Below are 22463 nucleotides of genomic sequence, written 5' to 3'. Positions count from 1 at the left end.
TGGTGCGGGCGATGGGCTTTGAGTATTTGGCGATTGGACGGTGAGCGCCGTGTGCGAATCCCGGGCTGAACCCGGGTTTCCAAGCTTTTAGCCCTCTAGCCCCCGTCTAGACTTCCTAAGCAGCTATAAAAACAGTAGCTTATCTCAGCTGCTCAGGCTGAACTGCGGTGCCTTGGCCCCGAGCCACTGCTCCAGCATCATCAAAATCCATACCATCTCGCCGTAGTAGCCGGGGTGCTCCGACAACCGCTGCGTCAGCAGGACCTGAACAAAGTCAGTGCGTACCACGCCGCGCCTGGCCAGACTGTGCAGCGAGTCGGTGGCCAGCGTCTTGAGGGCGGGATGGGTGTTGACCCAGACGCCAAATGGCAGACCAAAGCCCTGCTTCTTCTTGGCAAGGATCTCGTCCGGTAAAAAACCGCGCAGTGCCTCCTTGAAGAACCAGCGCAGCTTTTGCCCCTTGAGCTTGTACGCCGTCGGCAGCTTTTCAGAGAACGCCAGCAACCGGTCGTCCAGCATCGGAAAGCCGACCCCCACCCCGACCAGGCCGGTGGTGCCCAGCACCTTGGGCAGGTCACTCTCGGCCAGGGTAAAGCGCCAGTCGAAGGCCAGTTCCTGATTCAAGTGGCTGCAGCCCTGGGGGCTTTGCCACACCGCGCGTTCCAGCCGCAATGGGCCAGTGGTGTCGATTTGTGCCAGCAATTGGGGCGTCAGCACCTCGCTCACGCCCAGGCGGGTGATCAGGTTGTACATCTGCAGCCGGTCGGGCATCGGCACACGGGCCTGCTCCACATAGCTGCCCGCCTTGCGGGTCAGGGCAAAGGCCGCTGCGGCGCCTGTTCCCAGCAGTGGCTCCAGCAGGCCGTTCTTAATCAGGCCGGGGACATGGTCATACCAGCCAAACATCCTTTGCTTGGCATAGCGGGTGTTGCCACCAAACAGTTCATCGCCACCGTCGCCCGCCAGCAGTTTGCTCACGCCATCCTCGCGCGCCATCTTCGCGCAGTAGTAGGCGGGCAGGGCGGACGAATTGCCAAACGGTTGGTCGTAATGCGCCGCCACGGTCGGGATGCTGCGCACCAGGTCATCGGGCGTGACGTAGTACTCATGGTGCTCGGTCTTGAAGTGCTTGGCCGCGAAACGGGCAAATTCCATCTCGTCATAGCCCTGCGCGTCAAAGCCGATCGAGTAGGTGGCGGCTGTTTTTCCACTGGCCTGTGCCACCATCCCGGCGATGGTGGAACTGTCGGTGCCGCCACTCAAAAAGCAGGCCGGTTTGCTGCCGTCGAGTTGTGTCGCCACGGCATCGCGCAGCAGGTGTCTGAACTCATCTTTGAGCGTGTCGAACGAAACGCCGCGCTGCTCCTCAAACGTCGGCACCCAATACGGTGCCACGGTGAGTTCGCCATTTTCGAACAAGGCATAGTGGCCAGGCGGCAGCCGGTAAATACCCTTGTAGATGGTGCGCGGTGACGGGATGACATGGAAGTACAGATAGTCAAAAATCGCCTGCGGGTCAATTTCTGTATCGGTGCCGGCCAATTCATCGGCACCAGAAGCAAAGCGCAGTTGACCGTTGTCCACGCGATAACACAGCGTCCGAATGGCAAAACGGTCCACCGCCAGGAAGGTGCGGCCACCGGGCTCGCGCAGGCCCACCGCAAAGTCGCCGCTAACGCCTTGTGCCGCGGTCTTTGGCGTGCTTTGGAGCGCGGCATGCCAGGCGGCTGCAGGACCCTCTGTCAACGCCAGGGCGGCCAGTTTGCCGTCTGAAAATCGGGGGGAGCCACTAAGCAAAACGGTGTTGTTGTTTGGCATTTGGAGTGTCGTGTGGTTGTGAGATCAGAGGTGGTGGGCGGGTTGCGTGCTTGGGGCCGCTTCCGGATTATGCAAGCTGCCCTTGAGCGCCAGCGTGTTCGCTGGGGGATACATAGCCAGCCAGTGGCTGCAGACGGATGCCGTTGGCACGCATGACCCAAGTGGCCGGGTCCCGCAGTGTCAAAGCCAGCAGCAGCAGCAGGTAAAAAAGCCAACCCAGCCGCGGCACATCCAGCAAGCTGTCAAACAAGCCCACGACCGCAAACGCCGTCAGGCTGGCGGCCAGCGCGGGGGCCAGAGGGTGGCGGCGGGCCGTGCCCAGGCTGGTGCGCCACAAGGCGCCGGCCAGCAGCAGGCCCCAGAGCGTTGCGCCAAGCAGGCCCTGGTCAAACAACACATTCATGAACATGCTCTTGATATGCCAGGGCATGTGGTAGCGGTCGCTGGAAAAAAACCAGTGCGCCATGCCTTCGGAAAAGTTGCCGTTGGCCAGCAGCGAACGCCCGTCAGCGCCGGTCAAGGCCAGGTCGTCCAGGTCGGCTATGCCGCCGCGCGACTCCATGGCCATCGAGAAGGCCAGCAGCCGGGGGGCGTACCAGTCACCGCGGCTGGCACCGTCGCCCCGCAGCTCCAGGCGCACCAGCTGCCACACCCCAGGGGCACCCTTGACGACGGTTTGTCTGACGACACAGCCCTGGTTGTAGAGCAGGTGCTTTTCACACACTTCAAAATGCAGACTCACCTCTTTCTCGGCGCGCACCCGTGCGGTCACGATCGCTTGCTTGCCGGGCTCTGCGACGCGTTGTGTGACCCGGAACATTTCGCCCCAGCCGTTGGCGTGTAAACCTCCCGTCAAGGTCAGGTAAGTGTTGCCCGATTCCTGCTTGAGGCGGTAGTCACCCGGATGCGCCTGCGGGTTGCCTGTCAAGAAGTAGTTGGCCGGGAAGCGTCCTGATCCCTTGCCCAGCAACCAGTCGGCTGGGGTGCGCAGCATGTCGCGTCCCAGTTGCCAATGTGCCAGCCGAACGCTAAAGTCCTGCCCGCCAGTTGAAAACCGGTCACTCATGAAACTGCCGCCGCCAAAAATTCCTATAACGGCTGCCACTACGCCCATGAGGCCCGCCGTTGTGGCTTGCCAGCGCAATGAGTCGGGCCACAGTGGCCTCCGGGACGAACCAGCCGCCACGCACACCCCCAGCAAAACCAGTAACACGGGTGCAGCGTGCCGCCATCCTGCCGTTTCGCCCCAGTGATTTGCCACCAGGGCGACGCCCGCCACGGTTGCTGCAAAGCTGGCAAATGCCAGCGGGCCTGAGAGTGGCGAAGGCTTGATGCACTGCCGTAAAAGAAGCAGCATCGCTACGGTCAGGACCGCCGCTGAGCCCCAGGCCAGATAGGCTCCTTTGGGTAGCAGCCAGGCCATGGTGCCGGCTAGCAGAATCCCTGCTGTGCTTAGCACCACACCCCGTAACCACTGGCTGAAATTGAAACCCCGAAGCACCTGCGCCAGCGGCAGCATCAGCGCCACCGTGCCCAGCAGTGCCGCCATACCCCGGTAACCACTGGACTGAAATACCCAGGCTGCGCCCATACCAAACCCTGCAACCAGCAACAGTGTGGTGATCAGATGGATGGCGGTGCCTGTTTCCTCCGGGCGGCGTGTTGTTGCTGGCGAGCGCTGCTTTTTCTGCCATGCGTACAAGCCCAAAAAAACCGATGTGCCCACCGGAATTGCCAGATAGACCCCGCGTGAAAACGTGGTCAAGCAGGCATAAACTGCCAGCATGAGAACGATCGCGGCGGCGCTCCAGCGTGCGGGTGTTCGTGCAAGCAAAAACTCACGCAGTGCAAAGGGCACCGTCAACGCCAAAAAACCATCCAAAGCCGCACCGCCCACATGCATCTCCCAAAACAAGCCTGTGGTGCGGTAGTCGGAAGAAAAATTCAACAAATCGGTGAACGCCGCACGCTCCCACACGGTGCTCAGGGCGGCTGTCGCCAAGCCCAGCATCAGTCCCTGCGATAGTAAGTTCTGTGCCCGCTCAGGGTTTTGCCTGACTGCCGCCTGCCAAAGCGGAACCAGCAATAAAGCCTCGAAAAAGCTCTTGGCCAGCCGCACGCTATTCATCGGTTCGTGATAGCCCTGAAACCATCCAAAACTGAATCCCCCCGCATCCGCAAAGCCTCGGAACATTGACACGGCAGTAGAAAGCGCAAACAGCGCCACGAGCAGCCACACCAAAACAGGTCGACCATGCGGGGGATGACGAAGGGGGTCGATCTGCCTATTGGTCTGCCATTGCCACGCCATTCGCGTGTAGCCGCTAACCGCAGCGGCCAGAATGAGAATGTCTTGTTCCTCAAAAGTGATCCAGCCCGTCCAAGGGGCGAGGCCAATGACCGGCAGTAAAGCAGGAAGCAACAGCAGCCACAAGTGAGGCCATGCCCCAAAAGCAGCCCAGCACACAAGAACCATAGCGGTCACTATGGCAGGCGCCACCGGGTGGTGCACGGCCAGCGCCAAATCGGCAGCGCCCGAAATCAGCGCCAGGATGGCAGGCCGCCAAATAAATTTTATGGCGTTGCGTTGAGGTAAACGCGTGCTGTGTTGTGCATACTCTGCCATAAAATTATTTCCTAATTTTCTTGACTGCGCCGGTAGATGGCTGGCCAGCGCAGTTTGTACCACGCGTGAATCTAGAAAACGCAAAACCTGGAGCAGGCGTGAAACGAATCTTGATGATTGCCTACCATTTCCCGCCTTTAGCTGGCAGCAGCGGCATACAACGCACCTTGCGCTTTGTACAGCATTTGCCAGCACTCGGGTGGCAGCCCCTGGTGCTGAGTACCGACCCCCGTGCCTATGAAAAAACGAGTGATGATCTGCTGGCCGAGGTGCCGGTCGGGACGGTGGTGCGCCGGGCCTTTGCGCTGGACACGGCCCGCCACCTCCAGTTGGCCGGGCGCTACCTGGGCTGGATGGCCCGGCCCGACCGGTGGATCAGCTGGAAGTTCGACGCTGTCCGCGAGGGGCTCAAGCTGATCGAGGAATTCAAGCCGAACGCCATTTGGTCTACCTACCCCATCGCTACCGCGCATGTCATTGCTTCCGCGCTGCACCGCAAGACCGGAATTCCCTGGATTGCAGATTTTCGTGATCCGATGGCGCAGCATGATTACCCGGTCGACCCGCGTACCAAGCAGCGCTACCTGGACATAGAAGCCGATGCCGTTAGGCAGGCGCGCTATTGTGTGTTTACAACGCCCAGCGCGGCACGCATGTACCAACAGCGCTACCCGGCGGCGGCCGGCCGGATGGTGGTCTTGGAAAATGGCTATGACGAAGAAAGTTTTTCGCCTGCTGCGCTAGCGCCACACGAAGCCAGCGGCCCGGCAGCCGGCACGCAGCCGCTTCTCATGCTGCACAGCGGCATTGTTTACCCGTTGGAGCGTGATCCAACCCAGCTGTTTATTGCGCTTGCTCGTTTGAGGAGCGAGGGCACGCTGGGTCCAGCTGAGCTGCGCATCCGCTTTCGCGCGTCGGTGCACGACGACCTGCTGCGCCAGTTGGCCCAAACCCATGGTGCGCAGGATTTCATCGAGTTGAGTCCGGCAATTCCTTACCGCGAGGCGCTGGCAGAAATGATGGCGGCTGATGTCTTGCTGGTCATGCAGGCCAGCAATTGCAATGCCCAGATTCCCGCCAAAATTTACGAATACCTGCGGGCTGGAAAACCCATTCTGGCGCTGACCGATCCCGAGGGTGACACCGCCGGCGTACTGCGAAGCGCTGGGTTGAATGACGTGGCGCGTCTGGATTCCGTGGAAGAGATTGCCGCGCTATTACCTGCGCTGGTGCGTGACTGGCGTGAAGGTAAGGCCGTGCTGCCGCAAACACTGGCCGTGCAACAGGCATCCCGGCACGGGCGATCACAGGCTCTGGTGGCTTTGCTGGAGCAAGCGACAACTGCAGGTATCGTTGCCGCCAGCCAGCGCCAAGATTGAAAACGACGTTGTATTGAATCAGTCCAGTTTGATATGTCATGGCTGGATTGATATTGATCAACTAACGACCGAGCCTCCTCGCCAACAATGACCAGCAGTGGCGATTTGCCGTAACTGGCTTTTACTTTGGCCTTGGAGGTTCCTGGTGGAAAGACGCTTGAGTGTGGGGGTAAGACATGGGCTGACCACCGAGCTGCCGTTGAGCTTCCTATCCTTCATGTCATTACCCGCATGATTCTTCGCGAAATTGCGGCGTGCACGATCTTTCAAGTGCTGCACTGCATTCCGTGTGCTGGTAATTCTTGTTGTTTTGTAAAGATGCAGGGCTATGTTTATGGATAACCGTTCCATGCACCGAGTTTCCATTGTTATTCCCGTTTACCAAGGCGCACATACGCTTCCGACCTTGGTTAAAGAAATTGCTCCGTTGACTCAGCCGCAGCTCACCCCCGATGGCAACTCCTTCATGGTCTGCGAGGTCTTGCTGGTGCATGACTGCGGCCCGGACCGCTCCGATACAACCATGGAAGACATGCATGCGCAATATTCGTTTGTTCAGCCCGTGTGGCTTTCTCGGAATTACGGTCAACATGCCGCAACATTGGCTGGCATGGCAAGCGCCACGGGTGATTGGGTTGTCAGCATAGACGAAGACGGGCAGCAAGACCCTGCAGACATTGGTCGCATGCTTGACAGCGCCTTGGCATCATCACTGCAGCTGGTCTATGCGCAACCCATGAACCCGCCGCCACACGGCTGGCTTAGAAATTTATTTAGTCGAACTGCCAAGACGATCAGCACCAAACTGTTGGGGAACAGTGCGATTGGACGGTTTAACAGCTTTCGGCTGGTGGACGGCGAGATTGCCAGGACACTGGCGGCGTACTGTGGCAACGGTGTCTATCTCGATGTCGGACTATTCTGGGTGACCGGACGCATCGGTCATTGCCCGGTTCGACTCAGAAATGAACTGGCCCGTCCCTCGGGGTATTCGTATTTCAAACTGTTCGGGCACTTCTGGAACCTGATCCTGACAACTGGCACGCGTCCACTGAGATTGATTACGGTGGTGGGCTTTGGTTCGATGATTCTGGCTTTCGCCATCGCAGCCTATGCGCTGTATGGAAAACTATACGGCCAAGTGCCTGTCCAAGGATGGGCATCGATCCTGATCGTGGTTGCTTTTTTTTCCGGCAGCATCTTGACCGCACTCGGCGTGATTGCCGAGTACCTCGCGGTCACGATGGGTATCGTCATGGGTAAGCCTCTGTATGTTGTCAGCACCAAGCCGACGCGGCCGGCTGTTCGCTTATGACAATTGCCTGGGTCATCGGGAGCGGGGGGCTTTTGGGTACGGCGTTGCTTCGTGCGTTACGCCGCAACGGCACCGAGTTGTTTTCTCCTGTCGAACGATTTTGTTGGGATAGTGGACCTGCGCTTGAGTCTCAGATTGCGGCCGCAGTTCAGGCCTTCGCGTGTAAAGCCGGTGCGACCGATCGATGGGAAATCTACTGGGCTGCGGGCGTGGGTACCATGAGCAGTGCGCAAGATGTTCTGGCACCGGAAACACATGCGTTGGCGTTGCTTCTGCAGCTGCTCGAATCTGATCCGGGGCTCATGGCCAAATCCGGCGCCATGGCTTTCGCCAGTTCGGCCGGTGCCATCTATGCTGGATCACGCGATGACATCATTACCGAGAATACGTCGCCCGCCCCGACGACTTTCTATGCCCGAGAGAAACTGAGACAAGAAGACTTGGTCAGTGCATTCGCGCTTAAGAATTGCGGCACAACAGCGCTCATGGCCCGGATTTCCACTCTATACGGTCCAGGGCAAGCCGCGGGCAAGCAGCAGGGTCTCCTGACCCATATGGCGCGCCGCATCCTTCGGAATCAGCCGATACAGATTTACGTTCCGTACGATACGATTCGCGACTATATCGTTGCCGACGATGCCGCCGTCGCGATGGTCAACACGTTAGAAAGAGCAAGCGAAAAACCGCTCGCGCTGACCAAGATAATTGCATCGGAACATCCCACGACGATTGCAGAGATCATCTCGATTTTCAAGAGAATTGCGCGTCGCGCGCCGCGGATCGTAACCAGCGCGAGCCAATTATCTTGCCTTTATTCCCGGCGTGTGCAGTTTCGTTCGATCGTGGCACCAGAAAGCGCAAGGCTGACAGCCACGAGCCTCCCGGTTGGCATCGCCCAACTCATGATGGAAGAGCGAGCCAATTTCGTGCGGAGTTGCGCGAAATGAGCTGTTTCAATTAGTTAGGCCATGATGTTAAATCCGCTTGTCTCTGTCTGCATCCCAACGTACCGGGGTGCCGCTTTTTTGGCTAAGACGATCGATTCGGTACTGAGCCAGACCTATCCCCACTTTGAGGTCTGGATCCTTGATGACAATTCACCAGACAACACACAGACTCTTGTCGCGCACTATTCCGACTCCCGCATCAAATACATACGAAATACACAAAATCTCGGTCCGGAAGCAAATTGGAACCGATGCCTGGAACTGGCCCAAGGAAAGTATTTCAAGCTGCTCCCTCATGATGACCTGCTTGCTGCAGATTGCCTTAAGGAGCAGGTGGCCGTGTTAGAGAAAGACAGGACGGGCGAGATCGCGCTGGTATTTGGTTCGCGGCAAATCATTGATCCGGATGGTCGGGTATTAATGACGCGTGGTCTGACCCGGATGCAGCCAGGCCGAATTGAAAGACGCATGTTGATTAAACGCTGCATCCGAGCCGGAACCAACCTGATTGGCGAGCCGGGAAACGGGCTGTTTCGCCACGAACTCATCAAAAGAGTTGGCAGCTATGACGCAAGCCATCCTTACCTTGTTGATCTTGACTACTGGTTCAGAATTCTGGTGCATGGCGATGCCTACTACACCTCGACGCAAACGTCTGCGTTTCGTGTCAGTCCGGGGTCGTGGAGCGTTGAAATTGGTGACAAGCAGCATCGGGACTTCAAAGGTTTTATCGATAAATTTCAATCGGATAAAAGATTTCAAATATCACGAATTGACCGAATGATTGGCCTTGCCAAGGCTCGTTTGAATACTTTGGCCCGAGCACTTTTTTATCGTTATCTATTTTTTGGAAAATAAAAATGGCGCATGAGGAAGAGTTTGGATATGACTATGCTTGCAGGCAAATTGCCCGGCAGCGAAATCCATTTAGAAAACTAATAAAATCGTTTTATGTCTCCCGCGTCCTGCGTCATGTCAAGGGGCCCAGCATTGATTTAGGATGTGGCGCAGGTCAGATTCTTGAGTATTTGCCTAAGGGCTCTGTCGGTGTTGAGGTCAATCCCTACCTTGTTGAGGATCTTACGCAGCGTGGATTTCAGGTCTTGTCTGCGGCGGAAAGCGAAGCGGGTTTTAACCTGCGGGCGTTGAGCCAAAACAAGTTCTGCACATTGGTCCTCTCGCATGTCCTTGAACATTTCGGAAATGCAGATCAAGTTCTTCGTGGTCTGTTACAGGAATGTGCCCGCCTGGGGGTCTCGACGGTGATCATCGTGATTCCAGGTGCCACGGGCTATCGGTCGGACCCGACGCACAAAACGTTTGTCAATATGGACTATTTGCAGTCACATGAACTAGTGGACTGCGAGGGTTTCAAGATAGCTCACCATTCGTACTTTCCCGGAAATCTGAAGTTCATTGAGAATTTTTTTATCTACCATGAATTGATGGTTGTATATCAGAAGAGTAATCCAAACGTATGAGCTTTTTTGTTCCTGTTATAGCCAAGGTCAAGGCAAATAGTGCCGTTCGATTCGTCCTGGTCGGTGGGCTAAATACAACTTTCAGTTACCTGGTTTACGCGGGGCTGCTTTTCATCGGACTCGACTATAAACTGGCCAATTTGCTGACCCTGCTGGTTGGCATTTTGTTCAGCTTCAAGACGCAGGGCCATCTGGTTTTTAACAACCCGGATAACCGCTTGCTCGGTCGTTTTGTCTTGAGTTGGGCGTTGATCTATGTTTGTGTCATCACTTTGATTGGTCAGCTCATGGCTTTGGGTTTCAATGCCTACGCGGCAGGCGCGCTTGCCCTTCCGATGAGCGTGGTGTTGTCGTACCTGACCCAGAAATATTTTGTTTTCCGTCGGTCGGCCATAGACAAGACGAGGCTGTTATGACGAGCGCCACCCAACCCGCCCGTATGTCAGGTCTTTCGCTGAGGCGGACTGAATTTGCCTGGCGTCAATGGGGTGACTGGTGGTGGCTCGGGGCGCTGCTCCTTGTTGCGATCGTTATCCGCCTGTGGCTGTTCCGCGGTTTTATGGGATCAGACGACGTGATCTACGCAACCCGCGGGCTGGAGGTGCTGGCTGGGCTGTGGTCCCCTTCTGATTACAACGGCGCGCTGCGATACGGCATCAATCTCCCGATTGCCGCTGCGGTGGGTTTGCTGGGCCGGAGCGAAGGTGCCCTTGCGGCGTGGGGGTTGATCTGTTCGCTAGGGGAAATTGCGGTCATTTATGTTTACGCATTGAGAATCTGGGGCACGCGAGTGGCAGTCTCTGCAAGCCTGGTATTGGCGACAATTCCGCAGCACATTGATTCCGCGACCAACATCACGGCAGACGCTCCGTTTGCCGCCCTGCTGACGCTGTCAATGGTGCTCCTCCATTTCGGTGTTAGTAGCGGCAAGGCTGTTCTGCTCGTTGGAGCGGGGCTTGCTGTGGGCTTTGCCGGTTGGATAAAGCCTGAGGCGGCGATCGTATTCAGTATCCCTTTCGGAATCCTGGCGCTCGCATTCACGGCCAATCGACGCAAAATTCTTTGGCTTGTCTTCGGCGCCGCCGCCGCCGCCAGTCTGAATCTCATTCTGTTCACCTGGGCCTTTGCTGATCCTTTTTATTATGCGCACGTCTTGGCGCGGCAGATCAAGGCAGGATCGGCGAACCCAGCTTCCTGGCAGAGCTATGACGCTAATTTCTATTTCAGGCTGCTTTTTTTAGATGGAAGAACGTTGTGGCTTGCGCCGATTCTGGCGGTGCTGGGGGCCTGGTTTGCCGTCCATGCGCAAGGACGGGCGAAACGGCGAACGGGACTCTTCACGGTTCTTTGGGCCATCTTCCTGCTTGTTTTCTTTTCATTCTTTGTCTACTCGCTGTCGCCATTACGGTTGATTCCAAAGCAGACGAACTATGCGATCATTTTTGCGGCGCCGATCGCGGTACTCGCAGGCGTCGCGTTAGCAAGGATGAGAGCGGAGGTGTCAATCGCCCTGATGGCTGTGCTCTGCATCGGGGGCGTGTTACTGGCCGCCCTGGATGGCTATGGGCACAATTTGCATGCCGCTAGCCACCGCGACACGATCCGTTTCGCGCAGGCAAACAGGTCGTCGGTCGTTTATGCATCAGGTCAAACCTTGAACCTGAATCATGTACTGGGGCTCATGGGTCAAGAGAATGCGGGCAATCTTTTACCGTTGAAAGAAATGACAGAGGTGATCGCGGTGCCGCGTTCCTTGCCAGAGGGTTCCCCGATTATCGCGGCCTACCATCCCGCATGGCCTGAATGGCGTGGCGAGATGGCCGGCTTGTTGCCGGGGGCCGGCGCTCATTGCGTCCGACAGATCGCCCAAGCGGTCGGCGCGCCCAGTGTGACCGATCTTCTTGTTACAAGGATTGTCAGGGCGGTCCGGGCTTCTCTGCCATCGTGGGCAGACCGGCAGATGAGGTTTACCGACAAGCTGTTGTTGCCGGAGTCCGTGCAGTTTTATTCCGTCGACAGGGGCTGTCTCGCGCAGATTCGGAAAACGGCTTTGCTAAGCTCAAAAGCCAGTGGCGGGCTAGAGCCAAAATGACGTCTTGGACGCATGCGAAGACCCGTGCAAAAAAGCACATGAAGGCATTCCGGCGGCTCTTTGCGAACACCTTCAGATCATTTACGCCTGAGGATCTTCAACGTACGCTCCGAGGACTCGGCATTGTCCATGGCGATACCGTGCTGGTACACAGTTCATTTGACGCTTTTGAAGGGTTCCAAGGGAAACCGACCGACGTCATCTCGATGCTGCAAAGCGTTGTCGGTGACGAAGGCATCCTGATGATGCCGACCATGATGTTTTCCGGTACTGCAGTGGCCTTTGCAAAAACCAACCCTTTGTTTGATGTGGCGCGCACGCCGTCGCGCATGGGCCTTCTGACCGAACTGTTCAGAAGATCCCCCGGGGTCGTTCGCAGCATTCATCCGACCCATCCCGTGGCGATCTGGGGTCATGATGCCGAGGTGGTCGCTGCCGGACATCACCTCGCCGGCACACCCTGTGGTGCGGGTACGCCATTTGAAGCCCTACTCCAACGGCGGGGCAAGATCGTCTTGTTGGGTACCGACATTAGTGTGTTGACCTTCTTTCACACGCTGGAGGAAATTCTTGAACAAGAACTGCCCGTCTCACCGTTCACTGACGAGGTATTTCACTTGCGGTCAAAAACCCGTGATGGCCAAATTCTCGACACGAATTGCCGCCTTTTCGAGCCCGCGGTATCACGGCGCCGAAACTTGTACAAGTTGGTCCCTCACTTGAAGAAGTTCGGGGCGTGGCGCGAAGCGCAGGTTGGCGGGTTAAAAATTAACGTCCTGGCGGCGGCCGATGTGAATGCGGTTGCGCGCAGCATGAACAAACAGGGAATTAATTGTTATGACTGAACCCCACAATCAGCCTGTGCAACCGAGCAAGGAAGCGGATCACCCCGATCGGCGCGCCACCGTCCGCGCAAGCCTTGACGGTGGCGCGGTAGAGTCGGCAATGCAGTCCGCACGTCAACTTTTGCAGGAGCAGCCGAGTCTGATGAATTTCAGATTTTTGCGCCAACTTGTTGATGGCCTGAAGCCAGATGAGATAGGCCTCAAATCCTACAAAATCGCTTTGCTTTCGTCTTTCTCGATCGAGTTTATTCACGATTCATTGATCGCCTTGGGCTTTATCAATGGTCTGCGCATAGAGATCTACCAGCCCGGTTTCGGCTTGATTAACCAGGAAATAAGAGACGTTAAGAGCGGTCTGTATGCCTTTGCACCGGATGTCACGATTCTGGCCATTGAAGGCGAGGATTGGTTTCCTGAAATTTATACAGAATTTATGGACGCAGAACCGTCCGGCGGCAGTCTCGGGGCGGTCATCGATAGATGCAAGCAAGAGATTGGCTCGCTCGTGCGGGCATTCCGCAGCACGCTGACAACGCCGTTGCTCGTGCATAATTTTGCGCTGCCGCGCTTGCGGCGAGCGGGTATCGCCGATTTTCGTTTGCCCATCGGGCAAGCGAAACTTGTTGCGAATCTCAATCGCTCTCTTGATGAAGCGGTTGCTGATATCGTCGACGCTCACATCGTGGACTATGCCGCATTGGTCCATCATTTTGGTGCGCAAAACTGGTATGACGCAAGAATGAGACTGTATGCCAAGGCGCCCATCGCGAATGGCATGTTGGGGTACCTGTCGCAGGAATACATGCGGTATTGCAGGGCATTTGGCGGTTTGGCAAAGAAGTGTCTGGTCGTTGATCTCGACAACACACTATGGGGCGGCGTCATTGGTGAAGATGGAATTGAGGGTATTCAACTCGGCCCCAATTACCCTGGTAGTGCCTTCGTCGAGTTCCAGCGGGTGGTTCTGGACCTTCATCGACGCGGTGTCATATTGGCCATTGCCAGCAAGAACAATCCAGCCGATGTCGATGCCGTGTTTCTCAGCCACCGTTTCATGATGATTCGCAAAGAGCATGTTGCCGAAATGGAAATACACTGGAATCCGAAAAGCGATTCACTGAAGCGGATCGCCAAACGACTCAATATTGGTTTGGATCACATGGTGTTTGTAGATGACAATCCGGCTGAATGTGAACAGGTTCGCCGCGAATTGCCGATGGTCACTGTGATTCATCTGCCGCGCCGTCCCGAGTTGTATGTTGAAACGCTTTGCGCGGAGGGGCTGTTTGATGTTCTCGGTCTGTCGGATGAAGATCGTCATCGGGGACAGTTGTACCAACAGCGCGCACAGGCGGAAACGATGCGTTCTGCGAGTGGCAATATTGAAGACTATTACCGGGATCTCGATATGCAGCTCAGTATCGCCCGCGTCGATCAGGCATCACGCGCGCGTGCCGCCCAACTCACACAAAAAACCAATCAATTCAATCTCACCACCGTTCGCTATTCCGAGGCTGAGCTTGCGGGACGCATGGCCGATCCTAACTGGCTGGCGATCAGCGTCGGCGTTCGAGATCGGTTCGGAGACAACGGGATTGTCGGCATCATGTTGGCGCACATTGTTGAAGACCGGCTTGATGTTGATACCTTTCTTCTCAGCTGCCGCGTGATCGGTCGTACGGTCGAAACGGCGATGCTGGCATTCCTTTGTGACACGGCACAAGAGCGTGGGTTGAAGAAAATATGCGGGCTAGTGGTCCCAACTGAGAAAAATCTACCGGCGCGTGACTTGTACAAGAGACATGGCTTTTCCCTGCAGAGTGAAGACGTGTCTGGCATCACGCGATGGGTGTTGGATATGGAGTTCGAACTTGTGCAACGCCCCGCCTGGTTCGGTTAAATTCAATTTGGAGTTGTTAAATGCTAAAAAATGTTGAGCAGACCATCAAAGAGTTGATGTCGATTATCCTGAATGTTGATGTCGAAAAGATCGATGACAGCACGTCCATGGACAACATCCCGGGATGGGATTCGGCCAACCAAATCAACATTATTTTGGCGCTTGAAGAGGAATTTTCGATTTCATTCGAAGTTTCTGAATTCGAATTGATGGTCTCCTATTTCGATATCGTCCAGATCGTCGGGGCGAAAATTTAGCCTGCCTGCGCAATACAAGAAAGATGTGCATGAATGATGGTTTTCCGGCTGCCGCAGAACTCAAGTTCGACGATATTTCTCTCGGACAAACTTATGAAATAACCCGCTCGTTTTCGGTCCAGGATGTACTTGCATTCGCAGCGTTGAGTGGTGATTACAGCCCCTTGCATGTCGACCGCGAGTTCGCCGCCGGTACTGAATTCGGGGCGCAGGTCGTTCATGGCGTATTGCTGGCATCCCTGTTTTCCCAGTTGGTTGGCATGCGCGTGCCTGGCAAGCATGCCCTCTACCTTGGGCAAGACCTCACCTTTCGCCGCCCTGTAATGATCGACGAGACCGTTCGGGCTGTGGCCAAGGTCGTCGGCAAGAGTGATGCCACCCGGACCTTGGTGCTGAATACGGAAATACGCAGTATTGATGACAAAGTCATTGTTATTGGGACTGCAAAGGTCAAAGTGCGAGACGATTCACCGGTGGGGCAACGCGTCAGTTTGGCGGCAAGCATTCCGTTTGATTCAGGTCGCCGCGTGGCCATTGTTACGGGTGCATCAAGAGGTATGGGTGCGCAGATCGCCAAGACCCTGGCATTAAGAGGATTTGCAGTTGCCGTGAATTATTTTCGCAATGAGGAGCGTGCGCTGAGCGTGGTTCGGGAAATTGAACTTGGCGGTGGAGTTGCCTTTGCCGTACAGGCCGATGTGCGGGACGTCGAATCGGTTTCGGCTTTGATCACGCAGGTGGTTAAGACCCTAGGGGCGCCACGGGTGCTTGTCAATGCCGCCGTGGGGGAGTTCGTCAATCGCCCGATCAACGACCTGCGCTGGACCGATTTTGAAGCGCACATGGCTTATCAGGTCAAGGCCGTTCTTCAGCTTTGCCAAGGTGTGTATCCGCATATGAAATCTATGGGGGGTGGCGCAATCATCAACATTCTGTCGCAAGTTACGGCGGGGGTCCCGGCGACAGGCATGGCTGACTATGTGTGCGCCAAGAATGCGCTCATGGGTTTGTCGAAAGCGATGGCCGCAGAATGGGCCGAGGACATGATTCGGGTGAACATGGTGTCCCCAGGGCTGACGAGAACTGAATTAACGGAACACTATCAAGAACGCGTCTTCAAGATGGAGGCGGCAAGGACGCCACTGAAACGAATTGCCACCCCCGCTGATGTTGCGAGCGCTGTCGCCTATTTCGCGGGTGAGGACGCCGCGTTCCTGACGGGCGTCAATCTCTCCGTGACCGGTGGCCAGGTCATGCTTTAGGGGCACACGTTGAAACCAGGCACCATTGCTCGAACCATTCAGAATAATTACTTTAGGGACTCCCTGCGCGTCACCTACTGGGGTGCGGCAGCCTTTGCGGCTGAGGTTCGCGCGCTCTTTCGGCCCGATAACGGCGCCTTCCGGGGGGAAGTCATTAGAAGCCAGCTGCGCTTTATCTTTTCAACGGTATCTCCTGTGAGCGGCGAAACCAGTGAGCGCGCACGGGCGGGAGTGAATTGGATCATGCGTGCACAGGCTGCAAGCCATGATGACGGCGTTTCGCTCGGCTATTTCCCCTGCAATATCGGTGGCAATGGATGGCATCCGTCGTATCCCGAGACAACCGGTTACATCATCTCCTCGTTCCTGGCGTTCGCCAAGAGATTTGACGACCCTGCTGTGGCGGCGGCTGCCATGCGCATGGCGGCGTGGGAGGCCGCGGTGCAGATGCCCTCTGGGGCTGTGCAAGGCGGTCCGGTCTGCGCGTCAGCGCACCAGACCGCCGCCGCTTTTAATACCGGCATGGTCCTTGACGGATGGTGCTCGGCCTACAGCGACTCGGGCGACCCAAAACTGCTTTCTGCAGCGCGACGCGCGGCTGATTTTCTGGTGGGTGATCTGGACGACCAGGGGTACTTCAAAACCAACGGTGCTTTCGTTAGCGCTGGCGAGGTAAAAACTTATACCTGCCTTTGTGCTTGGGCCATCTATCGTTTTGGCGAACTTGTCCAAGAAGATCGCTACAAGATTGCCGCCGTCGCGGTCATCGAAGCCGCTCTACGCCAACAGCAGCCCAATGGCTGGTTTGCCCACAATTGTTTGTCACATTCCGACATGCCACTCACCCATACGATCGGATACACCCTGCAGGGCGTGCTGGAGGTCGGTCTTCTCGCGGGGCGAGCGGACTTTATTGATGCCGTTCGCCGCACTGCGGATGCCGTCCTGCCGCGTATGTCAAGTGACGGCTACCTGCCCGGTCGTTTTTCTGCCGACTGGGAGCCCGCCGGGTTTTCCTCTTGTCTGACCGGATCGGCGCAGATGGCTATTGTTGGCTATCGCTTGTTTGAACAGACCGGTGAGGCCAAGTACCGCGCGCAAGCCGACAAGCTGGTGAATTATCTGAAGGCGCTTCAGTTGCTTCAGTCGGATGATGCCGCCCTGATTGGCGCTATCGCCGGCTCGTTCCCGCTATTGGGTTCGTACATGAGGGCGGGTTATCCGAACTGGGCAACCAAATACTTTATCGATGCTTTGTTGCTGCAGCATCGGCATGAACCGTTGAGCGAGAAATGAGCCTCCGATCGCAAGCCCTCTCGGGCTTTCGCTGGACCGCGAGCATGAGGCTGGCAAGTCAGCTTGTCACTTGGGCGATCACCATCATCGTGATTCGCCTTCTGTCGCCAGCGGACTATGGGCTACTCGCGATGGCCACCGTCTTTGTTTCATTCCTTGCGATGTTTTCCGAGTTGGGTCTTGGGGCCGCGGTGGTGCAGATGGTCGACTTGGACGAGCGCCTTCTGCGACGCGTATTTGGTGTGATCCTTGCCATTCATTTTTCGTTGGCGGCCCTGCTGGTGCTTATGGCGCCACTTATTGCCGTCTTTTATGACGAGCCACGGGTGACTCCGGTTATCCGTGTCTTGGCCATTCAATTTGTTCTTGCCGGTTTCGCCGTCATCCCGGACGCCCAGTTACAGCGCAGGATGGAGTTTCGCAACCGCTCCCTGCTGGATCTGTCCGGTGCGATCGTCGCCAGTTGCACCACGCTGGTAATGGCGTTCTCCGGTGCTGGTGTCTGGGCGCTTGTGGCCGGGTCTATTCTCAGTCAAATATGGAAAACGGCCGGAATCAACTGGCTCTCACCTTTCATGCACCGGCCGGAATTTTCGCTGCAAGGTTTACGATCGCTGCTCCGTTTCGGTGGACACATTAGCGCTGCTCAGGTGTTCTGGATGTTCTATTCCCAGGTCGATCTCCTGATTTGCGCCAAGTTGTTAGGTAAAGAAGTTCTAGGCTTCTACTCAGTGGCCATGCACCTCGCTTCGCTACCGAGTCAGCGCATCTCGGGTCTCGTCAATCAAGTGGCGTTTCCGACCTTTTCCCGCATGCAAAACGATTTGCACAGCGTCAGTACGAACGTGTTGCTGGGCGTCCGAATCTTGAGTTTCTTTGCCTTTCCTGTGTTGTGGGGGATGTCCAGCATTGCCTCTGAAATGGTTGAAGTGATCCTCGGTGACAACTGGAGTCCTTCCGTCGTGCCCTTGCAGGTACTGGCGCTGATCATCCCGCTGCGCCTGGTTGCAAACTTTGTGCAAGTCGCCATTCAGGGCGTTGGGCGCTCTGATATCGTGATGCGTAACGCCATCTGGGCATCGCTGATTGCCCCCGCCGTTTTTTTTATTGGTGCGAACTGGGGCGGGCTGCTTGGGCTGAGTCTCGCTTGGCTCGTGGTGTCACCCCTTGTAGTTCTTCAAGGCTTGGTGCGCGGCTTGCCAGTGCTCGGTCTGCGGCTGGGTACGCTTGCCACATCCATGATGCCTGCGGCAGGTGCGGGTCTCATCATGTATGGCGCCGTTGCGGCGACGCGGTATTTTTGGTTGATCGAGCAAGGTGCTGTCCTTCGCCTGTGTGTGCTGATCGCGGTCGGCGCACTGGCCTATTCCGCCGTGTCGTTTGGGCTCAACCGCAAGAATGCGCAAGAAGTGCTTGAGATGCTGCGGAGCATCACGACCACCACGCGACAAAAATCAACGGAGGGATGAATGGTGCGACTTACCAAAAGAATGGCCGGGTTGGGGGCAAAGGTTTTCCAGCGGACGCTCGGCAAGCTTGCACATGGTATTGAGTGGCGCTGGCGACAGCTTTACGATCAAGGGCTGTATCAACTTACCTACATGCATCGTCGTCGACTGAAAAATACTGTATTTATCGGGGTAACGGGGAGCGCCGGCAAGACCACGACCAAGGACCTGATCGCGAGCATTCTGGAGCGACATTTTTCCAAAGGGAAAAAAAATCCGGGCTCTTTGAATTGGCCGGAGGACATGGTCCGCGTCGTGCGGAGTACCCGGAAGTCGGACGCTTATTGCGTGACAGAAATTTCTACACACGGGCCGGGGATGATGGACTTGCCTTTGGCGCTTGTTCGGCCCACCGTGGGTGTGGTGACCAATATTGGTGCTGACCATTTTTCGGCATTCAAGAGTCGCGAGGCGATCGCCCAGGAGAAGGGCAAGCTGATTCGGTCGCTGCCCACAGATGGTATTGCTATCCTGAATGCCGATGATCCCCGTGTGCTGGCGATGCAATCGGAATGCGCAGGACGCACTATTACCTTCGGCCTGGCTGGGGACGCCATGCTTCGCGGCGAAGCAATCCAGTCGGTCTGGCCAGAGCGCCTTTCCCTCACTGCCACCTGGAATGGCGAATCGGTGCACGTTCAAACACAGCTCTGTGGCACGCACTGGGCTCCAACCGTGCTAGCCGCGCTGGCAACCGGCGTTGCACTAGGCGTGCCGCTTGCCGTTGCGGCGGCGGCGGTCGCAACTGTGGAACCGTTCGAAGGACGCATGGCCCCGTTTGCCATGAACGGCATAACGTTCATTCGCGATGACTGGAAGGCTCCGCTATCGACTATCGAGCCGGCCTTTGACTTCATGCGACAAGCTAGAGCCGTTCGCAAGGTCATTGTGATAGGAACCATCTCAGACTATCAAGGAGACTCCACCCGCCGATACGTTGAAATCGGACAGTTGGCGTTGGCGGTAGCTGACTGTGTTTTGTTCGTCGGCCCGCGGGCATCGGCTTCCCTGCGCGCCAAACGTGATGCAAACGATGAATTACTGGCCTTTGCTTCGCTCCGCGATGCCTCGACGTATCTTTCCGGCTATCTGCGGCCCGGTGACCTCGTGCTGTTGAAAGGATCGCATAAAGCCGATCACATGCAGCGTCTGATCGTTGCCCTGACAACCGAGGTGCAATGTTGGCGGTCAGACTGCGGTCGCCTTCAGTCCTGTGAAACATGTGACCTTCTTCATGTACCGTCAGGCCCGAATGCCGCGGAGGAGCTTATCCCGGTGCTACCGATGGTTGTCGAATCGATACCAATCGCAGTCGATTCGTCCGAGGCCGATCGATCAACGGTAGTCATCATCGGACTCGGCAATCCGGAGGCTGGCCGCGTCGATACACCCCATAATGTTGGCTATCGGGCGGTCGACATTTTGGCGCATCGTCTTGCTCAAGATTGGGTGGCCGAAGGCGACCTGGCCATGGTAGTGCGAGGTGAGTTGCAAGGTGTGCCTGTCTGCCTGATCAAGCCGTTTGCTCCGATGAATGATATTGGTCCGGCCCTTGTCAGGATGGCCAAAGATTTCTCCTTCGATGTGCATCAATGCATTCTGGTTCATGACGATCTGGCTCTGCCGCTTGGGGCCGTGCGTGCACGTATCCGTGGCAGTGACGGAGGGCATCGCGGTGTCCGTTCTATTCTCCAGGCATTTCAGGACGATAAATTCCGTCGGGTAAAAATTGGCGTCGGCCAACCGCGAGAGGGACAATCGGTCATCGATTACGTGCTGACGCCATTTCCCGTGGAGCAGCATGCTGTCGTTGCGGCCGCAAACCACACCGCAGCGGACCGAATTGTCGAGTTGATGCAGCAGTAGACGGCTTCGTGATGAACCTCAATAGCATTCAGTTCGTACCGTCCGATCTCGATAACATTCTTTTCTGACAGGGGAAGCATCTATGACAATTCTTGCCGGCGTCTTTAGTTGTAATCCTTCGGTACACATTCCGGATTCGGTTTGCGACTCCCTGAAAAGAAACATTTCCCGCGATCCCACGGATCACCCCATCGAGTTCCGTGATGCCCAGGCATTTTTCGTGAAGGTCGACATAGGTGCATTCGACCGCCCGGCGCATCGTGTTTCACCTACGGGTTCTATCGCAATCCTCGCAGGGGAGCCGCTTCTCATCTGCGAAGGACCGGCTGGTCCGGACCGCGACGCTCACCTGACGTATCTGCAAACCAAGTGGGATGACGGTGATTTCCAGAGCCTGCGCAGCGCCAGCGGGACATTTTGTGCCGCCTACTATGACCCTTGCATGGGCATTGCACACCTCGTTGCTGATCGACTGGGGTTGCGGCCAATTTACTACACCGTGGTCGGTGACTATGTTTACTTCGCCAGCGCACTGCGTATTCTGGAGGCGCTCTCGGAAATACCCAAGAAGCTGGATGTGCTTGCCGTAGCGGAGATCACTGGTTTTGGCTATCCCTTCGGTGGTAGCACCCCCTATGCGGGCATCAAGATGCTTTTGCCTTGCGAGGTCGTCACTATTCATCAAGGTGAATTCAAGTCACAGCGTTATTTTCAGTGGGACTCGATTGCACCGGTGCAGGCCACCGCAGAAGAGGCGCTGAAAGAGACCCACCGGCTGTTTCAGTCAGCCGTACGCCGACGACTGCGCGGCGACCGGACGACCTTTGCCTATCTCAGCGGCGGCCTCGATTCCCGCTGCACGGTTGCGGCGCTTCGTGCCGAAAATTCCCGGGTCTACACCTTCAATTTTTCACTGGCCAATACACAGGACCAGGCCTTCGCGCTGGCGTACGCAAACAAGAGCGGTGCCATTCACCATGAGTTGCCCACAGAACCTGGGCCGAACTGGTCGGCCGTCATGGCCGATGCCTGGCGCGCCTCACCCCGCCGACAGGAACAGATGCCCGAGCACCCTAACGTGGTTTGGACCGGTGAGGGTGGAAGCGTTGGACTTGGTTATGTGTATGTCAGTCCGGAGATCGTGAGCCTGCTGCGTTCGGGTGATTTGGACGGCGCCATCGACGTTTACTTGCGCCAACAGAACAAGATAATTCTGACCAGAATTTTGGATCCCGAACTTGCGAAACAATTCTATGGTCACCTGCATGCGCGGCTGCGCAGCGAGCTTGAAGCGATTCGTCATCCGGATCCGGTACGTGCGTTTTACATTTTCCTGAACCTGAACGGTCCGCGCCGGCACTTGGTCAACCACTTTGACTCCATTGATAAACATCGCCTTGAGTTTCAGGTGCCGTTTTACGATAGTGAATTTCTCGAGTACCTGACGGCGATCGCAGTAGACCCTTGCTTGTATCACCAGTTCTATGTCAAGTGGCTGACGCTTTTCGACTCGGCGGTTAGCGAGGTTCCTTGGCAAGCTTATCCCGGCCATGTTCCGAGTCCCATTCCCATTCCTGAAGACCTGCCGGACCAGTGGAACGCGCTCGCATCGGGAGCGCACCAAGCAGCGCTGGACCGTGACCTTCTTAAACAAAGTGCCGTTATGTTGTCAGACACAAATTTTCCACGCCGTGTACTGCGCAAACGGTATTTGAAATTAATGCGGCTGGCCTGGCGGCTCAGGCTTGGTAACTATGGTTATGCCCTGAAGGCCGCGCTGGCGTACTACCACTACCTGGGAATTTCCAGCGGCAGATACGAACTGCCAGTGACGCGATCTGCAAACCAGGGTCAGACTGGCCTGTAACTCC

General features: G+C 56.4%; 17 protein-coding genes. 15 read left to right on the top strand and 2 right to left on the bottom strand.

Features of this window, described 5'->3' with window-relative positions; translation table 11 throughout:
- Nucleotides 1–144 precede the first annotated feature (144 nt).
- Nucleotides 145–1818, bottom strand: a complete 1674-nt coding sequence (locus tag HHJ17_RS18760) for an asparagine synthase-related protein (protein ID WP_296502334.1) — start codon at nucleotides 1816–1818, stop codon at nucleotides 145–147.
- Nucleotides 1819–1885: 67 nt separating this feature from the next.
- On the bottom strand, nucleotides 1886–4444 hold the full coding sequence (locus HHJ17_RS18755; protein ID WP_296502331.1) for a hypothetical protein: 2559 nt from the start codon (nucleotides 4442–4444) through the stop codon (nucleotides 1886–1888).
- Nucleotides 4445–4542: 98 nt separating this feature from the next.
- Between HHJ17_RS18755 and HHJ17_RS18750 the strand changes: the two genes are divergently transcribed.
- The 15 genes from HHJ17_RS18750 (at nucleotide 4543) to HHJ17_RS18680 (ending at nucleotide 22459) form a co-directional block, all read left to right on the top strand.
- Nucleotides 4543–5823, top strand: a complete 1281-nt coding sequence (locus HHJ17_RS18750; RefSeq protein ID WP_296502328.1) for a glycosyltransferase — start codon at nucleotides 4543–4545, stop codon at nucleotides 5821–5823.
- A gap of 328 nt (nucleotides 5824–6151) precedes the next feature.
- Nucleotides 6152–7138: a glycosyltransferase gene (locus tag HHJ17_RS18745; RefSeq protein WP_296506877.1), complete on the top strand. Its 987-nt coding sequence runs from the start codon at nucleotides 6152–6154 to the stop codon at nucleotides 7136–7138.
- Nucleotides 7135–8085 carry an NAD(P)-dependent oxidoreductase gene (locus tag HHJ17_RS18740; RefSeq protein WP_296502322.1) on the top strand — a complete coding sequence of 317 codons (951 nt, stop codon included), beginning with the start codon at nucleotides 7135–7137 and terminating at the stop codon, nucleotides 8083–8085. The genes HHJ17_RS18745 and HHJ17_RS18740 overlap by 4 nt, the downstream gene beginning before the upstream one ends.
- Nucleotides 8086–8106: 21 nt before the next feature.
- On the top strand, nucleotides 8107–8943 hold the full coding sequence (locus HHJ17_RS18735; RefSeq protein ID WP_296502319.1) for a glycosyltransferase: 837 nt from the start codon (nucleotides 8107–8109) through the stop codon (nucleotides 8941–8943).
- Between the two features lie 2 nt (nucleotides 8944–8945).
- Nucleotides 8946–9566: a class I SAM-dependent methyltransferase gene (locus HHJ17_RS18730; RefSeq protein ID WP_296502316.1), complete on the top strand. Its 621-nt coding sequence runs from the start codon at nucleotides 8946–8948 to the stop codon at nucleotides 9564–9566.
- Nucleotides 9563–9982, top strand: a complete 420-nt coding sequence (locus HHJ17_RS18725) for a GtrA family protein (RefSeq protein WP_296502312.1) — start codon at nucleotides 9563–9565, stop codon at nucleotides 9980–9982. The genes HHJ17_RS18730 and HHJ17_RS18725 overlap by 4 nt, the downstream gene beginning before the upstream one ends.
- The gene (locus HHJ17_RS18720; RefSeq protein ID WP_296502309.1) at nucleotides 9979–11658 is read left to right on the top strand and encodes a glycosyltransferase family 39 protein; all 1680 of its coding nucleotides are present in this window, start codon (nucleotides 9979–9981) and stop codon (nucleotides 11656–11658) included. Before HHJ17_RS18725 ends, HHJ17_RS18720 begins: the two co-directional genes overlap by 4 nt.
- Complete coding sequence (locus tag HHJ17_RS18715) at nucleotides 11655–12503, top strand: AAC(3) family N-acetyltransferase (RefSeq protein ID WP_296502306.1); 849 nt, start codon at nucleotides 11655–11657, stop codon at nucleotides 12501–12503. The genes HHJ17_RS18720 and HHJ17_RS18715 overlap by 4 nt, the downstream gene beginning before the upstream one ends.
- A complete protein-coding gene (locus HHJ17_RS18710; RefSeq protein ID WP_296502304.1) occupies nucleotides 12496–14403 on the top strand; it encodes an HAD family hydrolase in 1908 nt (635 codons plus the stop codon). The genes HHJ17_RS18715 and HHJ17_RS18710 overlap by 8 nt, the downstream gene beginning before the upstream one ends.
- Before the next feature lie 20 nt (nucleotides 14404–14423).
- Nucleotides 14424–14660 carry an acyl carrier protein gene (locus tag HHJ17_RS18705; protein ID WP_296502301.1) on the top strand — a complete coding sequence of 79 codons (237 nt, stop codon included), beginning with the start codon at nucleotides 14424–14426 and terminating at the stop codon, nucleotides 14658–14660.
- A gap of 29 nt (nucleotides 14661–14689) precedes the next feature.
- Nucleotides 14690–15922, top strand: coding sequence for an SDR family oxidoreductase (locus HHJ17_RS18700; RefSeq protein WP_296502298.1), 1233 nt, complete (start codon nucleotides 14690–14692; stop codon nucleotides 15920–15922).
- 9 nt (nucleotides 15923–15931) lie between these two features.
- Complete coding sequence (locus HHJ17_RS18695) at nucleotides 15932–17218, top strand: hypothetical protein (protein WP_296502295.1); 1287 nt, start codon at nucleotides 15932–15934, stop codon at nucleotides 17216–17218.
- On the top strand, nucleotides 17215–18687 hold the full coding sequence (locus tag HHJ17_RS18690; protein ID WP_296502292.1) for a lipopolysaccharide biosynthesis protein: 1473 nt from the start codon (nucleotides 17215–17217) through the stop codon (nucleotides 18685–18687). The genes HHJ17_RS18695 and HHJ17_RS18690 overlap by 4 nt, the downstream gene beginning before the upstream one ends.
- Nucleotides 18688–20592: an aminoacyl-tRNA hydrolase gene (gene pth, locus HHJ17_RS18685; protein ID WP_296502290.1), complete on the top strand. Its 1905-nt coding sequence runs from the start codon at nucleotides 18688–18690 to the stop codon at nucleotides 20590–20592.
- Between the two features lie 82 nt (nucleotides 20593–20674).
- Entirely contained in the window at nucleotides 20675–22459 is a 1785-nt protein-coding gene (locus tag HHJ17_RS18680; protein WP_296502286.1) for an asparagine synthetase B family protein, read from the top strand.
- Nucleotides 22460–22463 lie beyond the last annotated feature (4 nt).

Source organism: Rhodoferax sp., from assembly GCF_012927445.1.
Lineage (GTDB): Bacteria > Pseudomonadota > Gammaproteobacteria > Burkholderiales > Burkholderiaceae_C > Rhodoferax.
The sequence above is the reverse complement of the archived record's forward strand: the minus strand, read 5'-3'. Positions and strand labels throughout refer to the sequence as shown.

What these genes read in the sequence shown, in the direction of transcription:
- HHJ17_RS18760 (WP_296502334.1), bottom strand. Translation starts at nt 1,818, where the DNA reads ATGCCAAACAACAACACCGTTTTGCTTAGTGGCTCCCCCCGATTTTCA.
- HHJ17_RS18755 (WP_296502331.1), bottom strand. Translation starts at nt 4,444, where the DNA reads ATGGCAGAGTATGCACAACACAGCACGCGTTTACCTCAACGCAACGCC.
- HHJ17_RS18745 (WP_296506877.1), top strand. Translation starts at nt 6,152, where the DNA reads ATGTTTATGGATAACCGTTCCATGCACCGAGTTTCCATTGTTATTCCC.
- HHJ17_RS18740 (WP_296502322.1), top strand. Translation starts at nt 7,135, where the DNA reads ATGACAATTGCCTGGGTCATCGGGAGCGGGGGGCTTTTGGGTACGGCG.
- HHJ17_RS18735 (WP_296502319.1), top strand. Translation starts at nt 8,107, where the DNA reads ATGATGTTAAATCCGCTTGTCTCTGTCTGCATCCCAACGTACCGGGGT.
- HHJ17_RS18730 (WP_296502316.1), top strand. Translation starts at nt 8,946, where the DNA reads ATGGCGCATGAGGAAGAGTTTGGATATGACTATGCTTGCAGGCAAATT.
- HHJ17_RS18725 (WP_296502312.1), top strand. Translation starts at nt 9,563, where the DNA reads ATGAGCTTTTTTGTTCCTGTTATAGCCAAGGTCAAGGCAAATAGTGCC.
- HHJ17_RS18720 (WP_296502309.1), top strand. Translation starts at nt 9,979, where the DNA reads ATGACGAGCGCCACCCAACCCGCCCGTATGTCAGGTCTTTCGCTGAGG.
- HHJ17_RS18715 (WP_296502306.1), top strand. Translation starts at nt 11,655, where the DNA reads ATGACGTCTTGGACGCATGCGAAGACCCGTGCAAAAAAGCACATGAAG.
- HHJ17_RS18710 (WP_296502304.1), top strand. Translation starts at nt 12,496, where the DNA reads ATGACTGAACCCCACAATCAGCCTGTGCAACCGAGCAAGGAAGCGGAT.
- HHJ17_RS18705 (WP_296502301.1), top strand. Translation starts at nt 14,424, where the DNA reads ATGCTAAAAAATGTTGAGCAGACCATCAAAGAGTTGATGTCGATTATC.
- HHJ17_RS18700 (WP_296502298.1), top strand. Translation starts at nt 14,690, where the DNA reads ATGAATGATGGTTTTCCGGCTGCCGCAGAACTCAAGTTCGACGATATT.
- HHJ17_RS18690 (WP_296502292.1), top strand. Translation starts at nt 17,215, where the DNA reads ATGAGCCTCCGATCGCAAGCCCTCTCGGGCTTTCGCTGGACCGCGAGC.
- pth (WP_296502290.1), top strand. Translation starts at nt 18,688, where the DNA reads ATGGTGCGACTTACCAAAAGAATGGCCGGGTTGGGGGCAAAGGTTTTC.
- HHJ17_RS18680 (WP_296502286.1), top strand. Translation starts at nt 20,675, where the DNA reads ATGACAATTCTTGCCGGCGTCTTTAGTTGTAATCCTTCGGTACACATT.